This window comes from Pantoea sp. UBA5035, from assembly GCF_002415245.1.
Classification (GTDB): Bacteria; Pseudomonadota; Gammaproteobacteria; order Enterobacterales; family Enterobacteriaceae; genus Pantoea; species Pantoea septica.
The window spans coordinates 32,992-59,224 of record NZ_DICD01000010.1; the positions used below are offsets into that span (position 1 = coordinate 32,992).

At 61.5% G+C, this 26,233-nt stretch carries 18 protein-coding genes and 3 tRNA genes; 12 read left to right on the plus strand and 9 right to left on the minus strand.

Going from position 1 to position 26,233, the window contains the following annotated elements; genetic code table 11:
* The first annotated feature begins 59 nt into the window (after nucleotides 1–59).
* From recC to recD, 4 genes are all read left to right on the plus strand, one after another.
* Nucleotides 60–3,437, plus strand: a complete 3,378-nt coding sequence (recC, locus tag B3229_RS06630) for an exodeoxyribonuclease V subunit gamma (protein WP_286870164.1) — start codon at nucleotides 60–62, stop codon at nucleotides 3,435–3,437.
* 117 nt (nucleotides 3,438–3,554) lie between these two features.
* Nucleotides 3,555–6,446, plus strand: a complete 2,892-nt coding sequence (ptrA, locus tag B3229_RS06635; protein WP_286870165.1) for a pitrilysin — start codon at nucleotides 3,555–3,557, stop codon at nucleotides 6,444–6,446.
* Nucleotides 6,443–9,979: an exodeoxyribonuclease V subunit beta gene (gene recB / locus B3229_RS06640; protein WP_286870166.1), complete on the plus strand. Its 3,537-nt coding sequence runs from the start codon at nucleotides 6,443–6,445 to the stop codon at nucleotides 9,977–9,979. Before ptrA ends, recB begins: the two co-directional genes overlap by 4 nt.
* The gene (gene recD, locus B3229_RS06645; RefSeq protein ID WP_277268700.1) at nucleotides 9,976–11,814 is read left to right on the plus strand and encodes an exodeoxyribonuclease V subunit alpha; all 1,839 of its coding nucleotides are present in this window, start codon (nucleotides 9,976–9,978) and stop codon (nucleotides 11,812–11,814) included. Before recB ends, recD begins: the two co-directional genes overlap by 4 nt.
* A gap of 170 nt (nucleotides 11,815–11,984) precedes the next feature.
* On the opposite strand, the gene argA is transcribed toward recD, so the two are convergent.
* Nucleotides 11,985–13,313 (minus strand): amino-acid N-acetyltransferase, encoded by a 1,329-nt coding sequence (gene argA / locus B3229_RS06650; protein ID WP_286870167.1) that lies wholly within the window; start codon nucleotides 13,311–13,313, stop codon nucleotides 11,985–11,987.
* Between the two features lie 231 nt (nucleotides 13,314–13,544).
* Here argA and amiC point away from each other — a divergent pair, with 231 nt between their 5' ends.
* Complete coding sequence (gene amiC, locus B3229_RS06655; RefSeq protein ID WP_048781348.1) at nucleotides 13,545–14,783, plus strand: N-acetylmuramoyl-L-alanine amidase AmiC; 1,239 nt, start codon at nucleotides 13,545–13,547, stop codon at nucleotides 14,781–14,783.
* 82 nt (nucleotides 14,784–14,865) lie between these two features.
* Here amiC and B3229_RS06660 read toward each other — a convergent pair.
* From B3229_RS06660 to B3229_RS06670, 3 genes are all read right to left on the minus strand, one after another.
* Nucleotides 14,866–14,942, minus strand: a tRNA-Met gene (locus B3229_RS06660).
* Between the two features lie 50 nt (nucleotides 14,943–14,992).
* A tRNA-Met gene (locus B3229_RS06665) sits at nucleotides 14,993–15,069 on the minus strand.
* Between the two features lie 50 nt (nucleotides 15,070–15,119).
* Nucleotides 15,120–15,196 (minus strand) — tRNA-Met (locus tag B3229_RS06670).
* A 206-nt stretch (nucleotides 15,197–15,402) separates the two neighbouring features.
* On the opposite strand from B3229_RS06670, the gene mltA reads away from it, so the two are divergent.
* Nucleotides 15,403–16,554, plus strand: a complete 1,152-nt coding sequence (mltA, locus tag B3229_RS06675) for a murein transglycosylase A (protein WP_033752830.1) — start codon at nucleotides 15,403–15,405, stop codon at nucleotides 16,552–16,554.
* Between the two features lie 45 nt (nucleotides 16,555–16,599).
* Complete coding sequence (tcdA, locus tag B3229_RS06680; protein ID WP_286870168.1) at nucleotides 16,600–17,403, plus strand: tRNA cyclic N6-threonylcarbamoyladenosine(37) synthase TcdA; 804 nt, start codon at nucleotides 16,600–16,602, stop codon at nucleotides 17,401–17,403.
* 4 nt (nucleotides 17,404–17,407) lie between these two features.
* On the opposite strand, the gene csdE is transcribed toward tcdA, so the two are convergent.
* Both csdE and csdA read right to left on the minus strand, forming a co-directional pair.
* Nucleotides 17,408–17,857, minus strand: a complete 450-nt coding sequence (gene csdE, locus B3229_RS06685; RefSeq protein ID WP_048786951.1) for a cysteine desulfurase sulfur acceptor subunit CsdE — start codon at nucleotides 17,855–17,857, stop codon at nucleotides 17,408–17,410.
* Nucleotides 17,854–19,068: a cysteine desulfurase CsdA gene (csdA, locus tag B3229_RS06690; protein WP_048786950.1), complete on the minus strand. Its 1,215-nt coding sequence runs from the start codon at nucleotides 19,066–19,068 to the stop codon at nucleotides 17,854–17,856. The genes csdE and csdA overlap by 4 nt, the downstream gene beginning before the upstream one ends.
* 196 nt (nucleotides 19,069–19,264) lie before the next feature.
* Here csdA and B3229_RS06695 point away from each other — a divergent pair, with 196 nt between their 5' ends.
* From B3229_RS06695 to rlmM, 4 genes are all read left to right on the plus strand, one after another.
* Nucleotides 19,265–19,486, plus strand: coding sequence for a YgdI/YgdR family lipoprotein (locus B3229_RS06695; RefSeq protein ID WP_033752826.1), 222 nt, complete (start codon nucleotides 19,265–19,267; stop codon nucleotides 19,484–19,486).
* 351 nt (nucleotides 19,487–19,837) lie between these two features.
* A complete protein-coding gene (locus B3229_RS06700) occupies nucleotides 19,838–20,755 on the plus strand; it encodes a transcriptional regulator GcvA (protein ID WP_033752825.1) in 918 nt (305 codons plus the stop codon).
* A gap of 50 nt (nucleotides 20,756–20,805) precedes the next feature.
* Nucleotides 20,806–21,201: a DUF423 domain-containing protein gene (locus B3229_RS06705; RefSeq protein WP_033752824.1), complete on the plus strand. Its 396-nt coding sequence runs from the start codon at nucleotides 20,806–20,808 to the stop codon at nucleotides 21,199–21,201.
* The gene (rlmM, locus tag B3229_RS06710) at nucleotides 21,194–22,294 is read left to right on the plus strand and encodes a 23S rRNA (cytidine(2498)-2'-O)-methyltransferase RlmM (RefSeq protein WP_286870169.1); all 1,101 of its coding nucleotides are present in this window, start codon (nucleotides 21,194–21,196) and stop codon (nucleotides 22,292–22,294) included. Before B3229_RS06705 ends, rlmM begins: the two co-directional genes overlap by 8 nt.
* Before the next feature lie 2 nt (nucleotides 22,295–22,296).
* Here rlmM and xni read toward each other — a convergent pair whose 3' ends face one another.
* From xni to queF, 3 genes are all read right to left on the minus strand, one after another.
* Nucleotides 22,297–23,073 (minus strand): flap endonuclease Xni, encoded by a 777-nt coding sequence (gene xni / locus B3229_RS06715; protein WP_286870170.1) that lies wholly within the window; start codon nucleotides 23,071–23,073, stop codon nucleotides 22,297–22,299.
* 40 nt (nucleotides 23,074–23,113) lie between these two features.
* Nucleotides 23,114–24,475: a nucleotide 5'-monophosphate nucleosidase PpnN gene (gene ppnN / locus B3229_RS06720; protein WP_286870171.1), complete on the minus strand. Its 1,362-nt coding sequence runs from the start codon at nucleotides 24,473–24,475 to the stop codon at nucleotides 23,114–23,116.
* Nucleotides 24,476–24,644: 169 nt separating this feature from the next.
* Nucleotides 24,645–25,490, minus strand: a complete 846-nt coding sequence (queF, locus tag B3229_RS06725; protein WP_048786946.1) for an NADPH-dependent 7-cyano-7-deazaguanine reductase QueF — start codon at nucleotides 25,488–25,490, stop codon at nucleotides 24,645–24,647.
* Between the two features lie 62 nt (nucleotides 25,491–25,552).
* On the opposite strand from queF, the gene syd reads away from it, so the two are divergent.
* A complete protein-coding gene (gene syd / locus B3229_RS06730) occupies nucleotides 25,553–26,122 on the plus strand; it encodes a SecY-interacting protein (protein WP_286870172.1) in 570 nt (189 codons plus the stop codon).
* The last annotated feature ends 111 nt before the right edge of the window (nucleotides 26,123–26,233 follow it).

The following is a 26,233-nucleotide window of genomic DNA, read 5'->3' on the forward strand; positions in this document are numbered from 1 at the left end:
CGGTAGAGTGACCAGTCTGCCGCTTTGCCGCGCCAGACAGTGTCACCACAGGAGTTTTCATGTTTCACGTTTATCACTCAAACCAGCTCGATGTTCTGAAGATTCTCGCGGCAGCGGTGATAGAACATGACCCTCTTAGCGATCCCTTCGCCGCTGAAACCGTGCTGGTGCAGAGTCCCGGCATGGCGCAGTGGCTGCAGATGGAGCTGGCGCACACCTTCGGCATCGCCGCTAATATCGACTTTCCGCTTCCCGCCTCCTTTATCTGGGATATGTTCGTGCGCGTGCTGCCGGATATTCCCGCCGAAAGCGCCTTTACCAAAGCCAGCATGAGCTGGAAGCTGATGCATCGCCTGCCGACGCTGCTGACCGAAGAGGCCTTTGTTTCGCTGCGCCACTATCTGCATGACGACAGCGATAAGCGCAAGCTGTTCCAGCTCTGCTCACGCGTTGCCGATCTCTTTGACCAGTATCTGGTCTATCGCGCCGACTGGCTGAATCGCTGGGAGCAGGGCGAGCTGGTAGAGGGACTGGGCGATGCGCAGCTGTGGCAGTCGGCGCTCTGGCGCGATCTGGTGGCCTACACCGAGGCGCTGGGACAGCCGAAATGGCACCGCGCCAATCTCTACGCGCGCTTTATTCACACGCTGGAGCGAGCCGAGCATGCGCCGCCCAGCCTGCCAAAGCGCGTCTTTATCTGCGGCATCTCCGCCTTGCCGCCGGTCTATCTCCAGGCGCTGCAGGCGCTGGGCCGCCATATCGATATTCATCTGCTGTTTACCAATCCCTGTCGCGATTACTGGGGCGATATTCAGGATTACGCCTTCCTGGCGAAGCTGCAGAGCCGCCAGCGGCGTCGCCTCGACAGCGAAGAGGCGCGCGATCTCTTCAGCGATCCGCTCGACGCGCCCGCGCGTTTCAACGCGGAAGGGGAACAGCAGCTCAGCAACCCGCTGCTGGCCTCCTGGGGCAAGCTGGGCCGCGACAACCTTTTCCTGCTGAGTCAGATGGACGAGGCGGATGACGTTGACGCCTTCGTCGAGGTCGAGGAAGACAACCTGCTGCACGCCATGCAGCACGATCTGCTGCACCTGCAGGATAACGCGGTGCTGGGGCTGAACGCGGAAGAGCTCGCCTGGAGCGGCAGCAAGCGTCTGCTCGATCCCGACGATCGGTCGATTAGCGTGCAGATCTGCCACAGCGCCCAGCGCGAAGTGGAAGTGCTGCAGGATCATTTGCTGGCGATGATGGAGGCGGATCCCACGCTCAAACCGCGCGATGTTATCGTGATGGTGGCCGATATCGACAGCTACGCTCCCTTTATTCAGGCGGTCTTCGCTAACGCGCCTGCCGATCGCTACCTGCCGTTCTCTATCTCCGATCGCCGCGCCAGCCAGGCGCATCCGGCGATCTTCGCCTTTCTCAGCCTGCTGGCGCTGCCGGACAGCCGCTTTGCGGCGGAAGATGTGCTGGCGCTGCTGGAGGTGCCAGCGCTGGCGAACCGTTTTTCGGTGGATGAGAGCGGCCTGCGCCTGCTGCGCCGCTGGGTGGACGAGTCGGGCGTGCGCTGGGGACTGGACGACGACAGCGCCGAAGCGCTGGCGCTGCCGGTCACCGGCCAGCACACCTGGCGCTTCGGCCTGGAGCGCATGCTGCTGGGTTATGCGATGGAGAGCCATCACGGCGACTGGCAGGGCATTCTGCCCTACGACGAGTCGAGCGGCCTGGTCGGCGAGCTGGCCGGACACCTGGCGGAGCTGCTGATGCGGCTGAACCACTGGCGCGCGCGGCTCAGCGAATCCCGTCCGCTGGAGGGGTGGCTGCCGCTTTGTCGGGAGATGATCAACGACTTCTTCCACGGCGACGCCGAAGCGGAAGCCGCGCTGCTGCTGGTTGAGGAACAGTGGAAACAGCTGATCGAATATGGCCAGGCGGCGCGTTATGAGGCGGCTATTCCGGTGACGCTGCTGCGCGACGATCTGCGCGCGCGTCTCGATCAGCAGCGTATCAGCCAGCGCTTTCTCGCCGGTCAGATTAACTTCTGCACGCTGATGCCGATGCGATCGATTCCCTTCCGCGTGGTCTGCCTGCTTGGCATGAACGACGGCGTTTATCCCCGCACGCTGCCGGCGCCGGGCTTCGACCTGATGCAGCAGCAGACGCGCAAAGGCGATCGCAGCCGACGCGACGACGACCGCTACCTGTTTCTCGAGGCGCTGCTTTCGGCGCAGGATCGGCTCTATATCAGCTATATCGGCCGCGCAATTCAGGATAATACGGAACGCTATCCCTCAGTGCTGGTCACAGAGCTGCTGGATTACATCGGCCAGAGCTTCTGTCTGCCCGGCGACGAGGCGAAGGAGCTGGATGAGAGCGCGCAGCGCGTACAGCATCATATTCAGCATCTTCACAGCCGCATGCCGTTCGCCGCCGAGAATTTTCACCCGCAGTCGCGCTGCCACAGCTTTGCGCGCGAATGGCTGCCCGCCGCGCAGGGGAAAGGCGAGGCGCAGCCCGACTTTGTGCAGCCGCTGCCGCTGCCGGAGATAGAATCGGTCTCCTGCGAGCAGTTCCTGCGCTTCTGGCGGCATCCGGTGCGCGCCTGGTTTCACCAGCGGCTCGGCGTCGCCTTCTGGCTGGAAGAGACGGAGCTGTCGGACAACGAGCCTTTCGCGCTCGACAGTCTGGAGCGCTACCAGATCAACGCCGAGCTGCTGAACGCGCTGGTGGAGGGCGAAGATACGCAGCGTCTTTACGCTCTGCATCGCGCCGCAGGCAACCTGCCTTACGGCGCGTTCGGCGAGCTGTTCTGGCAGGCGCAGCAGGAGGAGATGCAGGAGGTGGCGGCGGCGGTGGTCGAGCAGCGCAGCGAAGGCGACAGCTGGGAAGTCGCTCTGCCGCTCGGCGGCGTCACGCTGACCGGATGGCTGACGCAGGTCCAGCGCGACGGCCTGCTGCGCTGGCGTCCAGGGGTGCTGAACATGAACGACGGCCTGCTGCTCTGGCTGGAGCACCTTATCTACTGCGCGCTGGGCGGCGACGGGGAAAGCCGCATGGTGGGCAGAGAAAACAGCCGCTGGCGCTTTGCGGCGGTGGCGCAGCCGGAAGCGGAGGCGATGCTGACGCGCTATATGCAGGGCTATCAGCAAGGCATGTCGCAACCGCTGCTGCTGCTCAACAAGAGCGGCGGCGCCTGGCTGACGGCGAGTTACGACAAAAAAACGCGGCAGCTGCTGCTGGATGAGGCGACCCAGGTCAAGGCGCGCAATCGCCTGCTGCAGGCCTGGACGGGGGGCTATCAGCAGGAAGGCGAGGGCGGCGATCCCTACCTGCAGCGGCTCTGCCGCGTATTGAACGAGGCGCAGATAGCGCAAATCACCGAGGCTGCGCAGCGCTGGTATCTGCCGGTGTTGCAGGCTCACCTGGATGATGAATAGCAAGCGGCGCGACGAGCTCTGACGCGTCGACGCCCGATAACAAGGTATGTCAGTTTGCACCATTTTCGGCTGCGCCTGCCTGGCAGCGCAGTTTCAAGGGTAACAGAAGGGGTTTACATGCGTAGATACGCTCGCTGGATAGCGGCGCTGATGTTGAGCCTGGCGGCCTGCGCCACGCTGGCGCAAGCCGAGACGGGCTGGAGGCCGGTCAATGAAACCATTCGCAAAAGCGAAAAAGATACGCGCCAGTATCAGGCCATCAGGCTCGATAACGGCCTGACCGTGCTGCTGGTTTCCGACGCGCAGGCGCCGAAGTCGCTGGCGGCGCTTACGCTGCCTATCGGCTCGCTGGACGATCCGGATCGGCAGCTCGGGCTGGCGCACTTTCTCGAGCATATGGTGCTGATGGGATCGCAGCGTTATCCACAGCCGGATAATCTGGCGGAGTTCCTGAAAAAACATGGCGGCAGCCACAACGCCAGCACCGCTTCCTACCGCACCGCCTTTTACCTTGAGGTGGAGAACGATGCGCTGGAGCCGGCGGTGGATCGTATGGCGGACGCGCTGGCCGCGCCGCTGCTCGATCCGGTCAACGCCGATCGCGAACGCAACGCCGTTAACGCCGAGCTGACGATGGCGCGCTCGCGCGACGGTCTGCGTATGGCCCAGGTCGGCGCGGAGACGCTTAATCCGGCGCATCCCGGCTCGCGCTTCTCCGGCGGCAACCTCGACACGCTGAAGGATAAGCCGGACAGCAAGCTGCTCGACGCGCTGTCGACGTTCTACCATACCCACTACTCCGCCAACCTGATGAAGGCGGTGCTCTACAGCAATAAACCGCTGCCGGAGATGGCGCAGATCGCCGCCAACACCTTTGGCCGCATCGCGAATCACGACGCGACGGTTCCCGCTATCGACGTGCCTGTGGTGACCGAGGCGCAGCAGGGCATCGTGATCCACTACGTTCCGGCGCAGCCGCGCAAGCAGCTGAAGATTGAGTTCCGCATCGCTAATAACAGCGATCGCTTCCGCAGCAAGACCGATACGCTGATCGGCTACCTGATCGGCAACCGCAGCAAAAACACTCTGGCCGACTGGCTGCAAAGGCAGGGGCTGGCGGACGGCGTCAATGCCGGCGCCGATCCGATGAGCGAGCGCAGCAGCGGGGTGTTCGCCATTACCGCCTCGCTCACCGACAAAGGACTGGCGCAGCGCGACGAGGTGGTGGCGGCGATTTTCAGCTACATCGCCATGCTGCGCGAGCAGGGCATCGACAAGCGCTACTTTGACGAAGTGTCGCACGTGCTGGCGCTCGATTTTCGCTATCCCTCACTGACGCGCGATATGGATTACATCGAGTGGCTGGCGGACACCATGCTGCGCGTGCCGGTAGAGCATACGCTGGACGCGCCATACCTGGCTGACGACTATGATGCCGCCGCCATTAAAGCGCGCCTCGACGAGATGACGCCGCAGCATGCGCGCATCTGGTATATCAGTCCGCAGGAGCCGCACAACAAAGAGGCCTACTTCGTTAACGCGCCCTATCAGGTCGATCGCATCAGCGACCAGACCTTTGCCGACTGGCGCCAGCGCGCCAGCCAGATCCAGCTGTCGATGCCGACGCTGAACCCCTATATTCCTGACGATTTCACCCTGATCCCGCAGGATGGCAAAAGCTACAGCCATCCGGTCGCGCTGCCCAACGACTTCGGCATGCCGATCTACTGGATGCCGAGCCGTTTTTACGCCAGCGAGCCGAAAGCCTCGGTAACGCTGGCGCTGCGCAACCAGCACGCCATCAGCGACGCGCGCCAGCAGGTGCTGTTTGGCCTCAACGACTATCTCTCCAGCCTGGCGCTGGATGAGCTTAACTCGCAGGCGTCGGTTGGCGGCATCAGCTTCTCCACCAGCGAAAACGACGGGCTGGTCTTCAGCGCCAGCGGCTTTACCCAGCGGCTGCCGACGCTGCTGAAAAAACTGGTCGAAGGCTATGCCACCTTTCAGCCTACGCCGCAGCAGCTGGAGCAGGCAAAATCCTGGTATCTCGATCAGCTGGACGCGGCGGACAAAGGCAAGGCGTTCGAACTGGCGATCCAGCCGATGCAGATGCTGTCGCAGCTCCCCTATACGCAGCGCGAGACGCGCCGCGCGCTGGTAAAGGCGATCGCCCTCGACGAGGTAGTGGCGTATCGCGACAATCTGATCCATCATGCGACGCCTGAACTGCTGGCGGTGGGCAACCTCAGCGCCGAAAGCGTGACCCAGCTTGGCCGCGAGCTGAAGCAGCAGATGCAGACGCAGGGCACGCAGCGCTGGCGCAGCAACTACGTCTCTTTCGCTAAGCCGGTAAAAGCCAACCTGCAAAAAGCGGGCAGCAGTACCGATTCGGCGCTGGCGGCGCTCTATGTGCCGCTCGGCTACGACGAATATCAGGGCATGGCGAACAGTTCGATGCTGAGCCAGATCGTGCAGCCCTGGTTCTACAACCAGCTGCGTACCGAAGAGCAACTGGGCTATGCGGTGTTCGCTTTCCAGATGCCGATCGGCCGTCAGTGGGGCATCGGCTTCCTGCTGCAGAGCAACAGCAAGCAGCCCGCCTATCTGCTACAGCGCTATCAGGCCTTCTACCCGCAGGCAGAGAAGCGGCTGCGCGCCATGCCGCAGGAGGACTTCGCGCAGTATCAGCAGGCGATGATCAATCAACTGAAGCAGCGGCCGCAGACCCTTGACGAAGAGGCATCGCGCTATAGCCGCGACTTCGATCGCCAGAACTACGCCTTCGATACGCGGCAGAAGGTTATCGCGCAGATCCAGCAGCTGACGCCGGACGCGCTGGCGGACTTCTTCCAGCGCGCCGTACTGCAGAAAAAGGGCATGGCGATGACGTCGCAGATTGCTGGCAACAGCGCGGATAAAGCGGCCTTTGCCCAGCTGCCCGGCTGGAAAACCTGGAATGAGGTGGCGAAACTGCAGCAGTCGCTACCGGTTAAGAGTGAGACGCAATGAGTTACCCTGAATCGCTGAATCCGTTGACGCTGCCGCTGCGCGGCGAGCGTCTGATCGAGGCTTCGGCGGGCACCGGCAAAACCTTTACCATCGGCGTGCTCTATCTGCGCCTGCTGTTAGGGTTGGGCGGCGAAAACAGCTACAGCCGTCCGCTGTCGGTGGAAGAAATACTGGTGGTGACCTTTACCGAGGCCGCCACCGCTGAACTGCGCGGGCGCATTCGCGAAAATATCCACGAGCTGCGCCTGGCCTGCGTGCGCGGCGCGAGCAGCAACCCGATGCTGGCGCTTCTGCTGGAGCAGATTGACGATCTCTCACAGGCCGCTTCGCTGCTGCTGGCGGCAGAGCGTCAGATGGACGAGGCGGCGATCTTCACCATTCACGGCTTCTGCCAGCGCATGCTTAACCTGAACGCCTTTGAGTCCGGCATGCTGTTCGAGCAGGAGCTGATAGAGGATGAGGCGGCGCTGTTTAAGCAGGCGACGGCGGATTTCTGGCGACGCCACTGCTATCCGCTGACGCTGGATGTGGCGCGCGCCATCGTCGCCGAGTGGAACGGGCCGGAAAGCCTGCTGACGACGCTGCGGCCCTGGCTGCAGGGCGAATCGCCGCGGCTGAAGCGGCCGCCGACCGACGATGAAACCCTGGCGACGCGCCACGCCGCCAACCTGGCGCGCATCAGCGAGATGAAGCGCCAGTGGCAGGCGGTGAGCGACGAAGTCGAAGGCATTGTCAGCCAGTCCGGCGTGGATAAGCACAGCTACAGCAGCAAATATCTGCCGCTCTGGGTGGCGAAAATCACCCAGTGGGCCAACAGCGAAACAACCGACTATCTCTTTCCGAAAGAGCTGGAGCGTTTCGCCCAGCGCGTGCTGGTGGAGAAGACCAAAAAAGGCGAGCCGCCGCAGCATCCGCTGTTCCAGGCGGTAGAGGCGTTTCTCGCCGAGCCGCTGTCGCTGCGCGATCTGGTTATCGCCCGCGCGCTGGTGGAAGTGCGCGACGCGGTGCGTAAAGAGAAGCGCCTGCGCGCGCTGCTTGGCTTCGACGATCTGCTGAGCCGTCTCGACGAGGCGCTGCAGCAGCCGGGCGGCGCGCTGCTTGCCGACACTATTCGCGCCCGCTATCCGGTGGCGCTGATTGACGAATTTCAGGATACCGATCCGCAGCAGTATCGTATTTTCCGCACGCTCTATCTTAATCAACCCGAGCTGGCGCTGCTGCTGATCGGCGACCCCAAACAGGCGATCTACGCCTTTCGCGGCGCCGATATCTTTACCTATTTGCGCGCCCGCAGCGAGGTCGCCGCGCACTATACGCTCGATACCAACTGGCGATCGTCGCCGGGCATGGTGCAGAGCGTGAACCGTCTTTTCGCCCGCATGGCGTCGCCTTTTCTCTTCGAGGCGATTCCGTTTCTGCCGGTTCATCCCGCCGCGCCGAATCAGCAGCTGACGCTGCTGAAAGATGCGCAGCCGCAGCCGGCGCTGCGCTTCTGGCTGCAGCCTGGCGACGGCGTCGGCGTCAGCGACTATCAGCAGTTTATGGCGCAGCAGTGCGCCGCCGATATCAGCCGCTGGCTGGTCGCCGGCCAGCAGGGGCGCGCGCTGCTGGGCAAAGGCGATAATCTGCGGCCGGTGCAGGCGTCCGATATTACCGTGCTGGTGCGCAGCCGCAACGAGGCGGGACTGATCCGCGACGCGCTGAACGGCCTCTCGATTCCGTCGGTTTATCTCTCTAACCGCGACAGCGTCTATACCACGCCCGAAGCGCGCGAGCTGCTGTGGCTGCTGCAGGCGGTGCAGGCGCCGGAGCAGGAGCGTCTGCTGCGCAGCGCGCTGGCCACCTCCATCTTCGCTATCGACGCCGCCTCGCTGGATACGCTGAGCCAGAACGAGCGCGAGTGGGATGCGCTGGTCGAGCAGTTTGCCGGCTGGCAGCAGCTCTGGCACCAGCGCGGCGTGTTGCCGATGCTGCGCGACGTCATGAATCAGCGGCAGCTGGCGGAAAATATGCTCGCCTCAGAGAACGGCGAGCGCAGGCTCACCGACCTGATGCATCTGGGCGAGCTGCTGCAGGAGGCGTCGACACACCTCGACAGCCCGCATGCGCTGGTGCGCTTTCTCGCCCAGCAGATCGCCCGGCCCAATAGCCAGTCGGCGGAGCAGCAGCTGCGGCTCGAGAGCGATCGCCACCTGGTGCAGATTGTCACTATCCACAAATCCAAAGGATTGCAGTATCCGCTGGTGTGGCTGCCTTTCGCCGCCGGCTTTCGCGAGGCGGCCAGCGCGCTCTATCACGATCGGGAGAGCTTCGCGACGCTGCTCGACGTGCAGGGCGACGAAGAGAGCCTGGCGCTGGCGGAGCAGGAGCGTCTGGCGGAAGATCTGCGCCTGCTCTACGTCGCCTTAACGCGCTCGGTATTTCACTGCAGCGTCGGCATTGCGCCGCTGTTTAAGGGCGCGCGCAAAAAAGAGGGCGACAGCGATCTGCACAAGAGCGCGCTGGGCTATCTGGTGCAGCAGGGCGAGAGCGGCGACGCCGACCGCCTGCGCGCCTGCCTGGCGACGCTGGCGGATGCGGACACCGAGGTGCTGCGCGACGATCTGATCCCCGGCGAAAACTGGCGCGAACAGGCGCAGCCCGACGATGCGCTCAGCAGTCGTCAGGTGACGCGCGATCTGCGCGACGCCTGGCGCGTCACCAGCTATTCCGGGCTTCAGCAGCACAGCAGTTCGCCGCTGCTGGAGGCGATGCCCACCTTCGATATCGACGCCGCGGGCGAAGAGGGCGGCGAGGCGGAGAGCGCCCTGACGCCGCATCACTTTCCGCGCGGCGCCGCGCCGGGCACCTTTCTGCACGGCCTGTTTGAATCACTCGATTTTACCCGGCCGCCTGACAGGGCGTTGCTGGAAACAGAGCTGGAGCAGAACGGCTATCCGCCGCACTGGCTGCCGGTGCTGGAAGCCTGGATCGCGCGCGTGCTGCATACGCCGCTTAATCGCGACGGCCTGACGCTGGGCGCGCTGCAGAATCAGGACCGGCTGGTGGAGATGGCTTTTTATCTGCCGCTGGAGCGCATGCTGAACGCTTCGGAGCTGGATGCGCTGATGCGCCAGCACGATGCGCTGTCGGCGCGCGCGCCGAAGCTGGAGTTCCAACAGGTGCAGGGCATGCTGAAGGGCTTTATCGATCTGGTGTTTCGCTGGAACGGTCAATATTATCTGCTGGATTACAAATCCAACTGGCTCGGGGAGAGCGAAGCGGCCTATACCCCGCAGGCGATGGCGCAGGCGATGGTGGATCACCGCTACGATTTGCAGTACCAGCTCTACACGCTGGCGCTGCACCGCTATCTGCAGCATCGCCTGCCCGATTACGATTATCAGCGCCACTTTGGCGGCGTGTTTTATCTGTTTTTACGCGGCGTCGATGGCAGTTCGCCGCAAAACGGCATCCTTACCGCGCGTCCGTCGGCCTCTTTCGTCGCCGGACTGGACGCGCTGTTTCGTCGCCCGAAAGAGGAGGAAGTATGACGGAAATCGTGTCATTGCTCGATCAGGCGGTAGAGAAACGTCTGCTGCGCTCGCTCGATCTTCAGTTCGCGCGGCTGCTGGCCGACGCCTCGCAGCCGGCATGGCTGCTGGCGGCCGCCTGCGTCAGCGCCGAAGCGGGCGATGGTCACGTCTGCCTGCCGCTGGCGCACCTGACTCCCGATATGCTGTTCGCCGGACGTCATCCCGAACTGGCGCAGGCGCTGTGGCGCGCAGCGGGCGCGCCGTCGTGCTGGAAAACGGCGCTCGCCGGCTGGCCTGCGCTGAGCGACGGCGGCATCGCCACGCCGCTGGTGCTCAATCATGAAAGGCTCTATCTGCATCGCCTGTGGCAAAGCGAAGGCCGGGTGGCGCACTTTTTCACCCGGCAGGCGGAGATGGCGGAGATGGATATCGCAGCCGCACAGAGCGTGCTGAGCGCGCTGTTCGGCGATCGGCCCGACGACTGGCAAAAAATCGCCGCCGCCGTGGCGCTGACGCGCAAAACCGCCGTGATTTCCGGCGGTCCCGGCACCGGAAAAACCACCACCGTGGCGAAGCTGCTGGCGGCGTTGATCCGCCTCAGCCGCAGTAATCTGCGCATCCAGCTGGCGGCGCCGACCGGCAAAGCGGCGGCGCGCCTCACCGAATCCCTCGGCCAGGCGCTGCAGGCGCTGTCGGTCAGCGACGAAGAGCGGGCGCGTTTTCCCAGCGAAGCGACGACGCTGCACCGTCTGCTGGGCGCGCAGCCCGATACGCAGCGGCTGCGCTATCACGCCGCCAACCGGCTTCATCTTGACGTGCTGGTTGTGGACGAAGCCTCTATGGTCGATCTTCCGATGATGGCGAAGCTGATCGCCGCGCTGCCGGATCATGCGCGCGTGATTTTCCTCGGCGATCGCGATCAGCTGGCGTCGGTAGAAGCGGGCGCGGTGCTGGGCGATATCTGCCGCTGCGCGGAAACGGGCTACAGCCTGTCGCGCGCGCAGCAGCTCGCGGCGCTGACCCAGTGCGCCCTCGACGGCGCGGATGACGCGCGCGCGCCCGACGTGCGCGACAGCATCTGTCTGCTGCGCAAAAGCTACCGCTTTGATGCGGCGTCGGGCATCGGCCAGCTGGCGCGGGCGGTCAATCTCGGCGACGCGCGCGCCGTCGAGTCGGTGATTAACGCCGCCTTTGAGGATATCGATTTTCAAGCGCTGCAGAGCGGCGAGGCCTATCAGGCGATGCTCGACGCCGTCGCGGAAGGCTACCGGCCTTTCCTGAAGCTCGTGCAGTCGCGCGCGCCGGTGGAGGAGATTCTGCTGGCCTTCAGCCGCTATCAGCTGCTTTGCGCCCTGCGCGACGGACCGTTCGGCGTACAGGGTCTGAACCAGCGCATCGAGCAGCGCCTGGTGCAGCTACAGCGCATTCGGCGGCCGGCGATCGGCAGCCGCTGGTATGCGGGACGTCCGGTGATGGTGACGCGCAACGACAGCGCGCTGGGGCTGTTCAACGGCGATATCGGCATTACCCTGCGCGATGCGGAAAACCAGCTGAAGGTCTTTTTCCCGCTGCCGGACGGGTCGGTGAAGGCGGTGCAGCCGAGTCGTCTGCCGCCGCACGATACCGCCTGGGCGATGACGGTGCATAAGTCGCAGGGATCGGAGTTCGAGCATACCGCGCTGGTGATGCCGGCGCAGTTCTCGCCGGTGCTGACGCGCGAGCTGGTCTACACCGCGATTACCCGCGCGCGCAAGCGGCTGACGCTCTACAGCGAACCCGCGGTGTTTCAGCGCGCGGTGCAGCTGCAAACCCAGCGCCGCAGCGGGCTGGTGGAAAGGTTAAGTCTGGTATAAAGGACGCATCAGGAGCGAACGCGGGCGGCATGGGCCGTTACGCAAAGTCGCTTGCGCATCCTTGCCCGCTCGGCCTGCGCCATCCCTGGCGCAGGACGCTTTGCTCCACGGCCCATGCCGCCCGCGCATCAGCGACGGTGCCGTCTGAAAGATGAGCCGGCTGGCCTGACTCAGGTCAGGTCCGCCATCAGCACTTTTGAGCGCCGCTGGTAGTTGTACATCTGCTTTTTACTCTCCGGCAGCGACTCGATATCCACCGGCGTAAAGCCGCGCTCCTGAAACCAGTGAATGCTGCGCGTCGTCAGCACGAACAGCTTCTCCAGCCCCATCTGTCGCGCCTGTAGCGCCACGCGCTGCAGCAGCATCTCGCCGCGCGACGAGCTGCGATAGTCAGGATGCACCGCCACGCAGGCCATCTCGCCGATTTTCTCATCCATAAAGGGGTAGAGCGCCGCGCAGGCGATAGTGAGGTTGTCGCGAATAATAATGGTGAACTTGTCGATCTCCATCTCCAGCTGCTCGCGCGAGCGACGCACCAGAATACCCTGCTGCTCCAGCGGGCGAATAAGCTCCAGAATGCCGCCGATATCGTTAATGGTGGCGCGGCGGATCTGCTCGCTCGACTCCATCACGATCTGCGTGCCGATACCGTCGCGCGAGAAGAGCTCCTGCAGCAGCGCGCCATCTTCCTGATAGCTAATCAGATGGCTGCGGCGCACGCCGCTGCGGCAGGCCTTCACCGCGCCGCGCAGGAAGCGCACCGTGCCGGAAAGGTAGTCGCCGTCGCTCTCCATCTCGTCGATGCGCGCCTGCGCGTCGTTCGGGAACAGCTCAGAGATAATGGTGCCGTCGCGGCGGGTCACGCCCTGCTCGGAGCAGAAGCCGATCATCTTTTCCGCCTTCAGCTTAATCGCCAGCTGGGTGGCGACCTCTTCCGACGTCAGATTAAAACTTTCGCCGGTCACGGAGACCGCCACCGGACCGAGCAGCACAATCGCATCGTTATCCAGCTGCCGATGAATCGCCTCTTCGTCGATGCGGCGAATGCGCCCGCTGTGGCAATAGTCGACGCCGTCGTCCACGCCCAGCGGCTGCGCGATAATAAAGTTGCCGCTGACCACGTTGATATGCGCGCCCTGCAGCGGCGTGTTATTCAGGCTCATTGAGAGTCGCGCCGTGATGTCGAGCTGCAGCCGTCCCGCCGCCTGCTTTACCAGCTCCAGCGACTGCGCGTCGGTCACGCGGGTGTATTTGTGGTAAACCGGCTCCAGCTGGTTCACCGCCAGGCTGGCGTCGATCTGCGGACGCGCGCCATAGACCACCACCAGGCGAATGCCGAGACTGTGCAGCAGGCCGATATCGTTAACGATGCTGTTGAAATTCTCGTGCTCGATCGCTTCGCCGCCCAGCATGATGACAAAGGTCTTGTCCCGGTGGGCATTGATATAGGGAACGGTGTGGCGAAAACCCTGAACCAGCTCAGTACTACGTTCCTTCACGGCAAACCTCAATGAATGATTATTCGTAATTTTTGTATTTTTATTCTTTTAGAGCGCTATTTGCAAGCGTTAAACCTGACGTAAATTTACGTTTTTTCGGGTGCGCTCGCTGCTAAGAGACTGCATTATTTGGCTTTTCCTGGATGACTTCGCCAAAGGGATGGGCTAAAGTTTTCAGCGCCGTTTATTAAAGTGGCGCTTTTTTAGACAGAACAGAGCAGCTGGAGCGGCATGTCAGAATCAAATCCCCTAATTTCCCGCAGAAGGCTCCTGCAGGGAACCGGCGCATTATTGCTGCTGAGCGTCAGCCGCACAGGCCTGGCGGCAAAAAACCATATCGTCGCGGTACGCATCTGGCCATCTTCGACCTATTCGCGCATGACGCTGGAGTCCAGCGTGCCGCTTCACTATAAGCAGTTCGCGCTTTCGCATCCGGATCGGCTGGTTATCGATATCGAGAATATGCATCTTAATCCGGTACTGAAGGGCGTCGACAAGCTGGTGCGCGTCAACGATCCCTTTATTAAAAACGCGCGGGTCGGGCAGTTCGACGCCAATACCGTGCGTATCGTGCTGGAGCTGAAACGCAACGTCGCGCCGAAAACCTTTACCCTGGCGCCGGTGGCCGGCATCAAACACCGGCTGGTGGTGGATCTCTATCCGAGCCAGGAGAGCGCTGAAGACGATCCGCTGCTGGCGCTGCTCAAGGATTACAATAAGGGCGATCTGGAGCGTAACGAGCCGGCGAGCGCGCCGCTGCCCGGCAAGGCGGGGCGCGATCGGCCGATGATCGTGATGATCGATCCAGGACACGGCGGCGAAGATCCCGGCGCGCACGGCAAATATAAAACGCGTGAAAAAGATATCGTGCTGAAGATGGGGCGACGGCTCAAGGCGCTGATCGACAAAGAGCCGAATATGAAGGCTTATATGACGCGCAACGAAGATGTGTTTATTCCGCTGCGGGTTCGGGTGGCGAAAGCGCGCAAGCAGCGCGCCGATCTCTTCGTCTCAATACACGCCGACGCTTTTACCAGCCGCAGCGCGCGCGGCTCCTCGGTGTTCGCGCTCTCCACCAAAGGCGCCACCTCGGCGGCGGCGCGTTTCCTGGCGCAAACGCAGAACGAATCGGATCTTATCGGCGGCGTCAGCAAGAGCGGCGATCGCTATCTCGACCACACCATGCTGGATATGGTGCAGCGCCAGACCATTCACGACAGCCTGGCGTTCGGCAAAGAGGTGCTGCATCGCATGGGACGCATCAACCATCTGCACAAACGGACCGTCGATCAGGCGGGCTTCGCGGTGCTGAAGGCGCCGGATATTCCGTCGATTCTGGTGGAAACCGCCTTTATCAGCAACGTGGAGGAGGAGCGCAAGCTGCGCACCAGCCGCTATCAGCAGCAGGTGGCGGAGGCGATTTTCCATGGCATAAAGGCTTACTTCGACAAGGGCGGGGCGCGACGCTAAAGCGAGGAGAGGGGATGGCGCAGGCCGTCCCGGTTTCACAAAGTACAAAAACAAAAAAGCACCCTTTCAGGTGCTTAAATGTTGGTTGCGGGAGCCGGATTTGAACCGACGACCTTCGGGTTATGAGCCCGACGAGCTACCAGGCTGCTCCATCCCGCGTCCGTAGTGCGCATTGCGTCTTTTTCACATTGTCTCTTCAAAAGAAGAGTTGGTTGCGGGAGCCGGATTTGAACCGACGACCTTCGGGTTATGAGCCCGACGAGCTACCAGGCTGCTCCATCCCGCGTCCGTAGTGCGCATTGCGTCTTTTTTCACATTGTCTCTTCAAAGAAGAGTTGGTTGCGGGAGCCGGATTTGAACCGACGACCTTCGGGTTATGAGCCCGACGAGCTACCAGGCTGCTCCATCCCGCGTCCGTGGATGCGCACTATACCTCCTGGAGCTGATGATGCAACCCCTTTTTAGCGCGAAGCGTCAAATTAGGGACTGTTTGCTGAATATTTTCTCCATCTGACTAATTATCGCACAGCCGCGCGCGCGGAAGGGGCAGGCGGATTTCAATCTGCCAGACGCTTTGCTATCGTCGCGGGGCGAACACTGATGAATAAAAGAGACGGCGATGAATAAAGGACACTGGGCGAAGTACGCACTTACAGGTGCAATGTTTGCGCTGCTGGCGGGTTGTAGCTCGAAGCCGACCGATCGCGGGCAGCAATATAAGGACGGCAAGCTGGAACAGCCGCTGGCGCTGGTTAACCAGCCGAATGCCAAAGGCCGACCGGTGAACGGCAGAGACTTTGGCGAGCAGGTGCGGCAGATCCAGTCCGCCTCTTCCGCCCTGTATGGTCGCCACACCGGCACCTACAGCGCGATTGAAAGCTGGCTGATGGCGGGCGCCGATACGCGTCAGCTGCGCCAGTTCGGCCTGAACGCCTTCCAGATGGAAGGCACCGACAACTACGGCAACGTGCAGTTTACCGGCTACTACACGCCGGTGGTGCAGGCGCGCTATACGCGTCAGGGGGAATTCCAGTACCCCATCTACCGCATGCCGCCACGCAAGCGCGGCGCGAAGCTGCCGAGCCGCGCCTCTATCTATAGCGGCGCGCTGGACGAACGCTACGTTATCGGCTGGAGCAATTCGCTGATCGATAACTTTATTATGGACGTGCAGGGCAGCGGCTACGTCGACTACGGCGACGGCCGTCCGATGACCTTCTTCGGCTACGGCGGCAAAAATGGCTGGGCCTATCACAGCATCGGCAAAGAGCTGATCGATCGCGGCGAGGTGAAACGCGAGGATATGTCGATGCAGGCGATTCGCGACTGGGCGGCGTCGCACTCTGAACAGGAGGTGCGCGCGCTGCTGGAAACCAACCCGTCGTTCGTCTTCTTCAAGCCGGAACCTTATACGCCGGTGCGCGGCGCGAGCGCGGTGCCGCTGGTGGCGAAGGCCTCTGTGGCGTCGGACCGTTCGCTGATCCCGGCGGGAACCGCGCTGCTGGCGGAAGTGCCGCAGCTCAACGAAAAAGGCAAGTTCAACGGTAAGTATGAGATGCGCCTGATGGTGGCGCTGGACGTCGGCGGGGCCATCAAAGGCCAGCACTTTGACATCTATCAGGGCATCGGGCCCGACGCGGCGCACCTGGCGGGCTTCTATAACCATTACGGCCGTGTCTGGGTGCTGAAGGCAGCGCCGGGCGCCGGACAGCCGCTGTTCAGCAATCCGCAAAACGGCGATAATGGCTCTCTGTTACTGGGTTCAAACTGATTTCTCGGCGGGCCGCGCGGCCCGCACGAGGTGACAAGGTTAATTATGAGTGTGGTTAACGACGCCTGGCGTCAGCGTTTTGGCGGCACGGCACGTCTTTATGGGCAGGATGCGCTGTCGCGTTTCGTCGCGGCGCACTTCTGCGTGATCGGCATCGGCGGCGTCGGCTCCTGGGCGGCGGAAGCGCTGGTGCGCACCGGCATCGGCAAAATTACCCTGATCGATATGGACGATGTCTGCATCACCAATACCAATCGGCAGATCCACGCGCTGAACGGCAACGTCGGCAAGGCGAAAACCGAGGTGATGGCTGAGCGGCTGCGCGCCATCAATCCCGACTGCGAGGTGATCTGCATTGACGACTTCATCACGCCGGACAATACCGCCGAGCTGATGGCGGCGGGCTACGACTACGTGATTGACGCCATCGACAGCGTGCGGCCGAAGGCGGCGCTGATCGCCTGGTGCCGCCGCAACAAGATCCCGCTGATCACCACCGGCGGCGCGGGCGGCCAGATCGATCCGACCCAGATCCAGGTGGCCGATCTGGCGAAGACAATTCAGGATCCGCTGGCGGCTAAGCTGCGCGAGCGGCTAAAGGCGCTCGGCGTGGTGAAAAACAGCAAAGGCAAGCTGGGCGTCGACTGCGTCTTCTCAACCGAAGCGCTAATGTATCCGCAGCCGGACGGCAGCGTCTGCGCCGCGCGCAGCACGGCTGAAGGGCCGAAAAGAATGGATTGCGAAGCGGGATTCGGCGCGGCCACCATGGTGACTGCCACCTTCGGCTTTGTCGCCGTTTCCCATGCGCTGAAGAAGTATCTGGCGCGCGCGGCGCGTCAGGCAGTCTAGAACATCAGGCGCGCGCCGCGCGCGCGGCCTGATGTACCGCCTCCGCCAGCGCTTTTAATCCGCTGCTGCGCGAGGCGCTGAGCTGGGCGCGCAGCCCCAGTTCGTCAAACAGCTGCAGCGGATCTTCCGCCAGCAGCGCCTGCGGCGTTTTTCCCTCCACGGCGGTCAGCAGCACCGCCAGCAGACCACGCACGATGCGGCCTTCGCTGTCGCCGTAGAAATGCAGCGTGCCGTCGTGGCGTAGCTGGCTGCCGAGCCAGACGCGGTTTTCGCAGCCGGTCAGCTCGATATCGGCCGTTTTCAGCGCCTCCGGCAGAGCAGGCAGCTGGCGGCTGAGCTGGATCAGCTGGCGATAGCGATCCTCCCACTGCTGAAAATGGGCGAACTTCTCTTTCAGGCCGTCCAGGGTAATCAGATCGCCAAACGGGTGCGGGCCAGTCAGAGCCTGACTCATGCTTCCTCCTCAGAGAGCAGATCGAGCGCGGTATAGACGGCGCGCGTCAGCGCGTCGACATCCTGTAAATTATTATAGGGCGCGAAAGAGACGCGCAGCGTGCCGCTCACGCCCAGCGCCGCCATCAGCGGCTGCGCGCAGTGCTGACCGGCGCGCAGCGCAATGCCCTGTTCCGCCAGCAGCGTGACGATATCGCTGTGGTGCACGCCTGCGAAATCAAACGCCAGCACGCTCGTCCGGCCCGCGCGGTAGCTGCGGAAACCGGGAAACTCGCCCAGCTGCTCTTCAGCCAGGCTGGCAAGCTGCTGGCTCCACATCTCCGCCTTCAGCCGATCGTACTGCTCAAACCAGCTTAGCGCGGCGCTCAGTCCCACCACGCCCGCCACGTTCGGCGTGCCGGCCTCGAAGCGCCAGGGGGCGGGCTGCGGCGTGAAGCCGTTAAAATCGACATGGGTCAGCATTTTGCCGCCGCCTTGCCACGGCGACATCTCCTCCAGCAGCTCGGCTTTGCCATAGAGCGCGCCGATGCCGGTCGGGCCGTAGACTTTATGGGCGGAGAAGGCGTAGAAGTCGATATCCAGCGCCTGCACGTCGGTTGGGCAGTGCGCCACGCCCTGCGCGCCGTCGACCATGACTTTCGCGCCGACGCCGTGCGCCAGCGCGATCGCCTGCGCCAGATCGGGACAGCCGCCGGTGACGTTAGACATCTGGCCGATAGCCAGCAGCCGGGTGCGTGCGTTAAGCAGCGACGGCAGCAGCGCGATATCCGGCAGGCGATCGGCGCCGACAGGCCATTTCACCACCTTCGCGCCGCGCGCCTGCGCCGCCATCAGCCAGGGTACCAGATTGGCGTGATGCTCCGCCTCGCTCACCAGGATCTCGTCGCCGGCCTTCAGCCGCGGCAATAACCAGCCGTTGGCGACCAGATTGATCGCCTCCGTAGTGCCGCGCGTCCAGACGATCTGGTGGCCGTGCGCGGCATTCAGCAGGCGCGCCACCTGATGCCGCGCCTGTTCATAACGCTCGGTAAGCTGACGCGCCGCGCCGTACTGGCTGCGATGCACGGTGCCGCCGCTCAGGCTGTAAAACTGTTGCGTGGTATCAATCACCACCTGAGGCTTGAGCGTCGTGGCGGCGCTGTCGAGATAAACACCGGCGTCGCTCAGCGCGGGAAACTGCTGGCGGAAGGCGGTGGGATTGAATGCGGTCATGCTTTGTCTCGTCATACAAATAAACAGGGCCAGATCAAAAGCCTGGCTCTCTCCTGGCAAAGCTGTAAAAGCGCGTTATGCTGATTAATGCAAGGTTTAAACCAAAACCCGCACAAGGAGCAACCTTCTTTAGTCGATTTGACTAGGGTTAGCCAACGCGGGCGGTTTGATGCAATCATCTACAAGGAGATAGAAAATGAAAAAACTTTCAGCAGTGCTGGCTGTCTGCGCTATGGCTTTTACTCTGGCCGCGTGTTCAAGCAATTATGTTATGCATACCAACGATGGTCGCACCATTGTCTCAGAAGGCAAGCCTTCAGTAGACAGCGATACCGGTATGATCAGCTATAAAGACGCTAACGGCAACAAGCAGCAGATTAACCGCTCCGACGTCAAAGAGATGGTTGAGATGCAGTAAGCGCTCCGGCGTCTGCTGCAGGCAAAAAAAAAGCACCGCAATTTGCGGTGCTATTCAAAATCACTATGGACAGACAGGGTAAATCTACAGGAATTAAAAGCTTGATCTGCAAGCGTCAGATCAAAATGCAAACACAACATCACGACCACAAGCCAAAAGCTTCCCGGAAATCTGCGAACTCACTCACAAATCCTGAAATCTTTTCGTTCCGGCTCAGGAAGTGCGGCAACTATAGGTATTTGCTGGAGCTTCCTCAACGGACAATTTATAATGCATCGGATTACTAAAACTAATATGTGACCGCTTTTTATAAGCGCACGCGTATTGCCCCTGATCCGAGCACGGAAAACCATGTCGAAACGCCTTCCTCCTCTTAATGCACTCCGCGTGTTTGACGCTGCGGCGCGTCATCTCAGCTTTACCAAAGCCGCCGAAGAGCTGTTCGTCACCCAGGCAGCCGTCAGCCATCAGATAAAATCGCTGGAAGATTTTCTGGGACTTAAGCTGTTTCGCCGGAGAAATCGTTCGCTGCTGCTGACGGAAGAGGGGCAAAGCTACTATCTCGATATCAAAGAGATTTTCACCGCGCTCAACGACGCGACGCGCAAACTTCAGGCGCGTAGCGCGAAGGGCGCCTTAACCGTCAGCCTGCTGCCCAGCTTCGCCATTCAGTGGCTGGTGCCGCGGCTCTCCAGCTTTAATATGGCTTATCCGGGCATCGACGTGCGTATTCAGGCGGTGGATCGCGATGAAGAGAAGCTGGCCGACGACGTCGACGTAGCGATTTTCTACGGCCGCGGCAACTGGCCGGGACTGCGAGTGGAAAAACTTTACGCCGAATATCTGCTGCCGGTCTGTTCGCCCGCGCTGATGACCGGCGACAATCCGTTGAAAACGCCGATGGATCTGTCGCGCTTCACGCTGCTGCATGACGCTTCGCGGCGCGACTGGCAATCCTATATCCGGCAGCTAGGCTTGCAGCATATTAACGTCCAGCAGGGGCCGATTTTCAGCCACAGCGCCATGGTGCTGCAGGCGGCGATCCACGGCCAGGGCGTGGCGCTGGCGAACAACGTGATGGCGCAGAGCGAAATCGAAGCCGGCCGATTGATCTGTCCGTTCAACGACGTGCTGGTGAGTAAAAACGCTTTTTATCTGGTTTGTCATGACAGCCAGGCAGAACTGGGTAAAATAGCCGCCTTTCGACAGTGGATCATCGCGAAAGCCGCCAGCGAACAAGAAAAATTCCGCTTTCGCTACGATCACTAACTAATTGATTTCTGTAGCCTGATGTACAGATGCACCTTGAGGATAGTCAGATGTCCAGTCGTGCCATGTTTATTTTTGCCGCCATCAGCGGGTTTTTGCTGGTGGCGTTTGGCGCTTTTGGCGCCCACGTTTTAAGCCGTTCTCTGGGGCCAACGGAAATGGCCTGGATCCATACCGGGCTGGAGTATCAGGCGTACCATACGCTGGCGGTCATCGGCCTGGGCGCCGCGATGCTGCGCCGCGCTAATCTCTGGTTTTACTGGAGCAGCGCCTTTCTGGCCCTCGGCGTTGTGCTGTTCAGCGGCAGCCTCTACTCTCTGGCGCTGTCGCATCTGAAGTTTTGGGTTTTTGTTACGCCGGTCGGCGGCCTCTGTTTCCTGGTCGGCTGGTTTCTGATGTTGATTGGCGCGCTGCGTCTTAAACGAAAGGCAGATCGCCATGAATAAAGTTTTACTCTATTGCCGTCCCGGGTTTGAAAAAGAGTGCGCCGCGGAAATCGCCGCCTGCGCCGCCGAGCGTGAAATCTACGGTTTCCCGCGGGTAAAAGAGAACAGCGGCTATGTGCTGTTCGAGTGCTATCAGCACGAAGACGCCGATCGCCTGGCGCGCGATCTGCCTTTCGATACGCTGATCTTCGCCCGCCAGATGCTGGTGGTCGGCGAACTGCTGAAAGATCTGCCGCCGGACGATCGCATCGCGCCGATTGTCGGCATGCTGACCGGCGTGGTGGAGAAGGGCGGCGAACTGCGCGTCGAGGTGCCGGATACTAACGAAGCGAAAGAGCTGACGAAGTTTTGCCGCAAGTTTACCGTGCCGCTGCGCGCCAGCCTGCGCGAAGCGGGGATCCTGCTTAATTACGAAAGCGCGAAGCGACCGGTGGTGCATGTCTTCTTTATCGCGCCTGGCGCCTGCTACGTTGGCTACTCTGTCGTCGGCAACAATTCGCCGTTCTATATGGGCATTCCGCGCCTGAAATTCCCGGCCGATGCGCCGAGCCGCTCGACCCTGAAGCTGGAGGAGGCGTTTCACGTCTTTATTCCCGCCGACGAATGGGACGAGCGCCTGGCGGGCGGCATGCACGCGGTCGATCTCGGCGCCTGTCCCGGCGGCTGGACCTATCAGCTGGTGAAGCGCAGCATGTGGGTTGACGCGGTGGATAACGGTCCGATGGCGCCGAGCCTGATGGATACCGGGCAGGTCACCCACTGCCGCGAGGACGGCTTTAAGTTTCGCCCGACGCGCAACAATAACGACTGGCTGGTGTGCGATATGGTAGAGAAGCCGGTGCGCGTCGCCAGCCTGATGACCGAATGGCTGGTCAACGGCTGGTGCCGCGAGGCGATCTTTAATCTCAAGCTGCCGATGAAAAAGCGCTACGAAGAGGTGACGCAGAACCTGGCGATGATCGACGAGGCGCTGAAGGCGCTGGGCATCAACGCGCAGATCCGCGCCCGTCAGCTCTATCACGACCGCGAAGAGGTCACGGTGCATATTCGCCGCATCTGGGGCGCCATACCGGGCCGCCGCGACGAACGTTAGCCTCAGGCCGGGCGCTGCGGCGCCTGGCCTTCGTAGCGCAGCGTTTTCAGATTCCCCTGCAGCACCAAATCCTGCTTCAGCATGGCAACCTGTCGGCTGATTAAGGCGGACTCGCGCCCGGCCTCCAGCTTCGCGCGCCACTTCTCCGGCACCTCGTCGAGCTGCGCATAGACCGCCTCCAGCGTACCAAACGTCTGCAGCAGCGTTTTCGCGCTTTTCGGGCCGATGCCCGCTACGCCGGGGATCTTGCTGCTGCTGATACCGCACAGCCCCCAGTAATCGGGCAGGCGCTGCGGCGCGACGCCAAACTCATTTTCGATAAAAGGCAGATCCAGCCAGCGCTTTTGAAAGTAGTCGCGGATGCGGATCTGCGGCGCCAGCAGCTGACAGTAGCCTTTGTCGGTAGAGACGATGGTCGCCTGATGGCCCGCCTGCGCCATTTTTACCGCCAGCGTAGCGGCCAAATCGTCCGCTTCATCCGCCTCGGCGATCCAGCAGCTAACGCCGATGCGACGGAACGCCTCCTGCAGCGCGGGCAGTTCGGCATGCAGATCCTCCGGCATCGGCGGTCGGCCGCTTTTATAGTCCGGCAGCAGCTGATGCCGCCAGCCCTGGTGACGCTGTTCGCTGTCGAATACCGCCACGACGTGGGTCGGCTGCGTATGCCCCAGAAGCTGGCGCAGCGCCGCGACGCAACCCTCGACGCAGGGCGATCCCTGTACTGCGTGCAGACGACGTATCAGGTTGAGCGCGTCCACGATAAGAAGGTGAAATGACATAAGCTAAACGGCAGCCCAGCAGGACTGCCTTCCTTGCGGTTTATTTAATGATTTCGTAGCAGGGGATATAGGCGGTGCCCGGCAGCTTCATGCGGTGCTGAGCGACGAAGCCCTGCAGCAATTCATCCATGCGGCGCATAATGTCCGGCTCGCCGTGCAGCTTATAGGGCCCTTTTTCGCGGATTTCCCGTATGCCGATCTCTTTCACGTTCCCGGCGACAATGCCGGAGAAGGCGCGACGCAGATCCGCCGCCAGCTGCTCCGCCGGCTGGCTGGTGTAGAGATTGAGGTTGACCATATTTTCATGGGTCGGCAGAAACGGCTTCTGCAGATCGGGCGAGATGCGAATCGACCAGTTGAAGCTGTACGCGTCGCCGGTTTCGCGGCGATATTCCTTCACCTGCGGCATCGCTTTCTTCATCAGGCGCGCCACTTCGGCGGCGTCGTCGATAATGATCTTATAGTGACGACGGGCCGCTTCGCCCAGCGTATTGACGATAAAGTCGTCCAGCACGTGGAAGTAGTCGGCGCTTTCCTGCGGGCCGGTAAGGATCAGCGGCAGCACCTGCTCGTGGTTCTGCGGATTCATCATAATGCCCAGCAGGTAGAGCAGCTCTTCCGCCGTACCCACGCCGCCCGGGAAAATAATGATGCCGTGCGCGATGCGCACAAAGGCTTCCAGGCGTTTTTCGATATCCGGCATGATGATGAGTTCGTTCACCAGCGGATTCGGCGGCTCGGCGGCGATAATCGACGGCTCGGTCAGACCGATAAAGCGGCTGTCGCGGTAGCGCTGCTGCGCATGGCCTACCGCCGCGCCTTTCATCGGCGCTTCCATTACGCCCGGCCCGCAGCCGGTGCAGATATTCAGCTCGCGCAGGCCCAGCTGGGTGCCGACGTTGCGGCAGTACTGATACTCCACCGCGTTGATGGAGTGGCCGCCCCAGCAGACCACGGTATTCGGGTATTCCCCAATGTGCAGCGCGCGGGCGTTGCGCAGAATAGAGAAAACCTGGTTAGTGATATGCGCCGAATCATCCGGCGGCGCCTCTTCCATGCCGGCGATCGCCAGCTGACCGTTAACAAACAGAATGTCGCGCAGCACGGCGAACAGGTTGGCCTGCAGCGAACGGATAATGCGTCCGTCGACAAACGCCTCTTCCGGCGGATTGATCAGTTCCAGCTTGACGCCGCGCTCGCGGCGCAGCACGTTGATGTCGAAATTTTCAAAGCGGGAAAGCAGTTCGTGGCTGCTGTCGGTCTGGCTGCCTGAATTCAGTACGGCAAGGGAGCAGTTGCGAAACAGCTGGTAAAGGTCGCTGCTCGCGGTGCGCTTGAGCATGTCCACTTCCAGCTGAGAGAGCAGATCCATCGAGCCAAGAGGGCTGATATGCGTAATCAAATGAACTCCGTTACACCCGCCTGGGTGACTAATGACACCGCCGTTGCGGTGGCGAAAATCCCTGGTCGGCGATCCTCCGATCGCCGCCTTTACCAGAGTGCCTTGTCGACCCTCAATGCTCAAGGGGAACGCAACCTCTGACGCGCAGGCTGCGAGAGGCCTCGCAAAGCTACTGACGCGCCAGACGAGAATATCCTGGCGTAAAAGGCACGTTGCTGCGCCACGGATTAATATCCAGGCCGCCGCGGCGCGTGTAGCGCGCATAGACGGTAAGCTGCTGCGGCTGGCAGAAGCGCAGCAGATCGTTAAAGATGCGCTCTACGCACTGCTCATGAAACTCATTGTGCTGGCGGAAAGAGATGAGGTAGCGCAGCAGCGCTTCGCGGTCGATGCGCGGGCCTTTGTAGCGGATCATCACCGAACCCCAGTCGGGCTGATTGGTGATCAAACAGTTGGATTTCAGCAGATGGCTGACCAGCGTCTCTTCCACGACTTCGCCGCCCGCCGCACCGGAAAGGTAGTCGGCATTAAAGCTGTAGTCGGTTATGGCGATATCCTGCTCGTCGATGCAGTAACCGCTAAACTGACCGATGGGCTGGCCCTCGATTTCGCTCAGGCGGAACAGCGCGACGCTCACCTCGCCCTGCGCGCAGGCGCTGAGGTCGCGCTCCAGCGTCTGGCGCACGTCGCCCCAGTTGGCGAAGCGCGTCTGGTTAAAGCTGTTAAGGTAGAGCTTAAAGCTCTTCGACTCGATAAGATGTTCGCTGGTGGCGTTCAGCACCACTTCGCCCAGCGCCACCTGCGGCACGCCCTTGCTGTTAAGCCAGGAGAGCTCGTAGAGCGTCCAGATATCCGCGCCGGTAAAGGGCAGCGAATCGGGCGTCAGTCCCAGCGGCGCGCGGTTCAGGCTGCGCGGCACCGCCTGCAGCAGGCTGGGATCGTATTGATCGTGATAGGCTGTGGGTTTGCCCAGGGTCAGGTTGCTCAGCGCCTGATCCTTTTCATATAAAGACATAGCGGTTACCCGTGATACAAAACAAAGTGGATAAGTGTAACCCATCAGACGTGAGAAAAAGAGTGATGCAACAGACTGTGGATGCCCTGCGCGAATTTACCGCCCGCTACTACGACGCCTGGCAACAGCGCACCGGCCACGCGCCCGCCAGCCAGGCGCTTTATGGCGTGCCGTCGCCCTGCATTATCGCTACCCAGGCGGATGAGGTATGGTGGCAGCCGCAGCCCTTTACCTTGCCCGCCACGCTGGAAGCGGTAGAGCGCGCGCTGGAGATCACGCTTCAGGAGGATATCGCCGCCTTTTACACCACACAGTTCGCGGGCGATATGACGGCGCGCTGTGCGCACCTTGAGCTGTCGCTACTGCAGGTCTGGAGCGAAGAGGATTTTTTGCGGCTGCAGGAGAATCTGATCGGGCATCTGATCATGAAGCGCCGCCTGAAACAGACGCCGACGCTGTTTATCGCCGCCACCGAATCGGAACAGGAGATCGTCTCGATTTGCAACCTGACCGGCGAGGTGATTCTTGAACAGCCCGGCACCAAAAAACGTGAAATTCTGGCGGAAAATGCTCAGATATTTCTTAAGAATTTACAGGTGGTTATGCCGGGCTTTGCAGATAATCGCCAGTGACTTTGTGAGATATCTCTTACATGTGCTGTGAGAGATTGGCATTTCTCTCAAGAGACATCCAGAAGGCCTGAATGTAAAAAGATTGTGAATCATTGACTTAATGGCATTACT

What these genes read in the sequence shown, in the direction of transcription:
- xni (WP_286870170.1), bottom strand. Translation starts at nt 23,073, where the DNA reads ATGTCATTTCACCTTCTTATCGTGGACGCGCTCAACCTGATACGTCGT.
- recC (WP_286870164.1), top strand. Translation starts at nt 60, where the DNA reads ATGTTTCACGTTTATCACTCAAACCAGCTCGATGTTCTGAAGATTCTC.
- B3229_RS06695 (WP_033752826.1), top strand. Translation starts at nt 19,265, where the DNA reads ATGAAAAAACTTTCAGCAGTGCTGGCTGTCTGCGCTATGGCTTTTACT.
- ptrA (WP_286870165.1), top strand. Translation starts at nt 3,555, where the DNA reads ATGCGTAGATACGCTCGCTGGATAGCGGCGCTGATGTTGAGCCTGGCG.
- csdA (WP_048786950.1), bottom strand. Translation starts at nt 19,068, where the DNA reads ATGACCGCATTCAATCCCACCGCCTTCCGCCAGCAGTTTCCCGCGCTG.
- tcdA (WP_286870168.1), top strand. Translation starts at nt 16,600, where the DNA reads ATGAGTGTGGTTAACGACGCCTGGCGTCAGCGTTTTGGCGGCACGGCA.
- rlmM (WP_286870169.1), top strand. Translation starts at nt 21,194, where the DNA reads ATGAATAAAGTTTTACTCTATTGCCGTCCCGGGTTTGAAAAAGAGTGC.
- csdE (WP_048786951.1), bottom strand. Translation starts at nt 17,857, where the DNA reads ATGAGTCAGGCTCTGACTGGCCCGCACCCGTTTGGCGATCTGATTACC.
- B3229_RS06705 (WP_033752824.1), top strand. Translation starts at nt 20,806, where the DNA reads ATGTCCAGTCGTGCCATGTTTATTTTTGCCGCCATCAGCGGGTTTTTG.
- amiC (WP_048781348.1), top strand. Translation starts at nt 13,545, where the DNA reads ATGTCAGAATCAAATCCCCTAATTTCCCGCAGAAGGCTCCTGCAGGGA.
- queF (WP_048786946.1), bottom strand. Translation starts at nt 25,490, where the DNA reads ATGTCTTTATATGAAAAGGATCAGGCGCTGAGCAACCTGACCCTGGGC.
- mltA (WP_033752830.1), top strand. Translation starts at nt 15,403, where the DNA reads ATGAATAAAGGACACTGGGCGAAGTACGCACTTACAGGTGCAATGTTT.
- B3229_RS06700 (WP_033752825.1), top strand. Translation starts at nt 19,838, where the DNA reads ATGTCGAAACGCCTTCCTCCTCTTAATGCACTCCGCGTGTTTGACGCT.
- recB (WP_286870166.1), top strand. Translation starts at nt 6,443, where the DNA reads ATGAGTTACCCTGAATCGCTGAATCCGTTGACGCTGCCGCTGCGCGGC.
- recD (WP_277268700.1), top strand. Translation starts at nt 9,976, where the DNA reads ATGACGGAAATCGTGTCATTGCTCGATCAGGCGGTAGAGAAACGTCTG.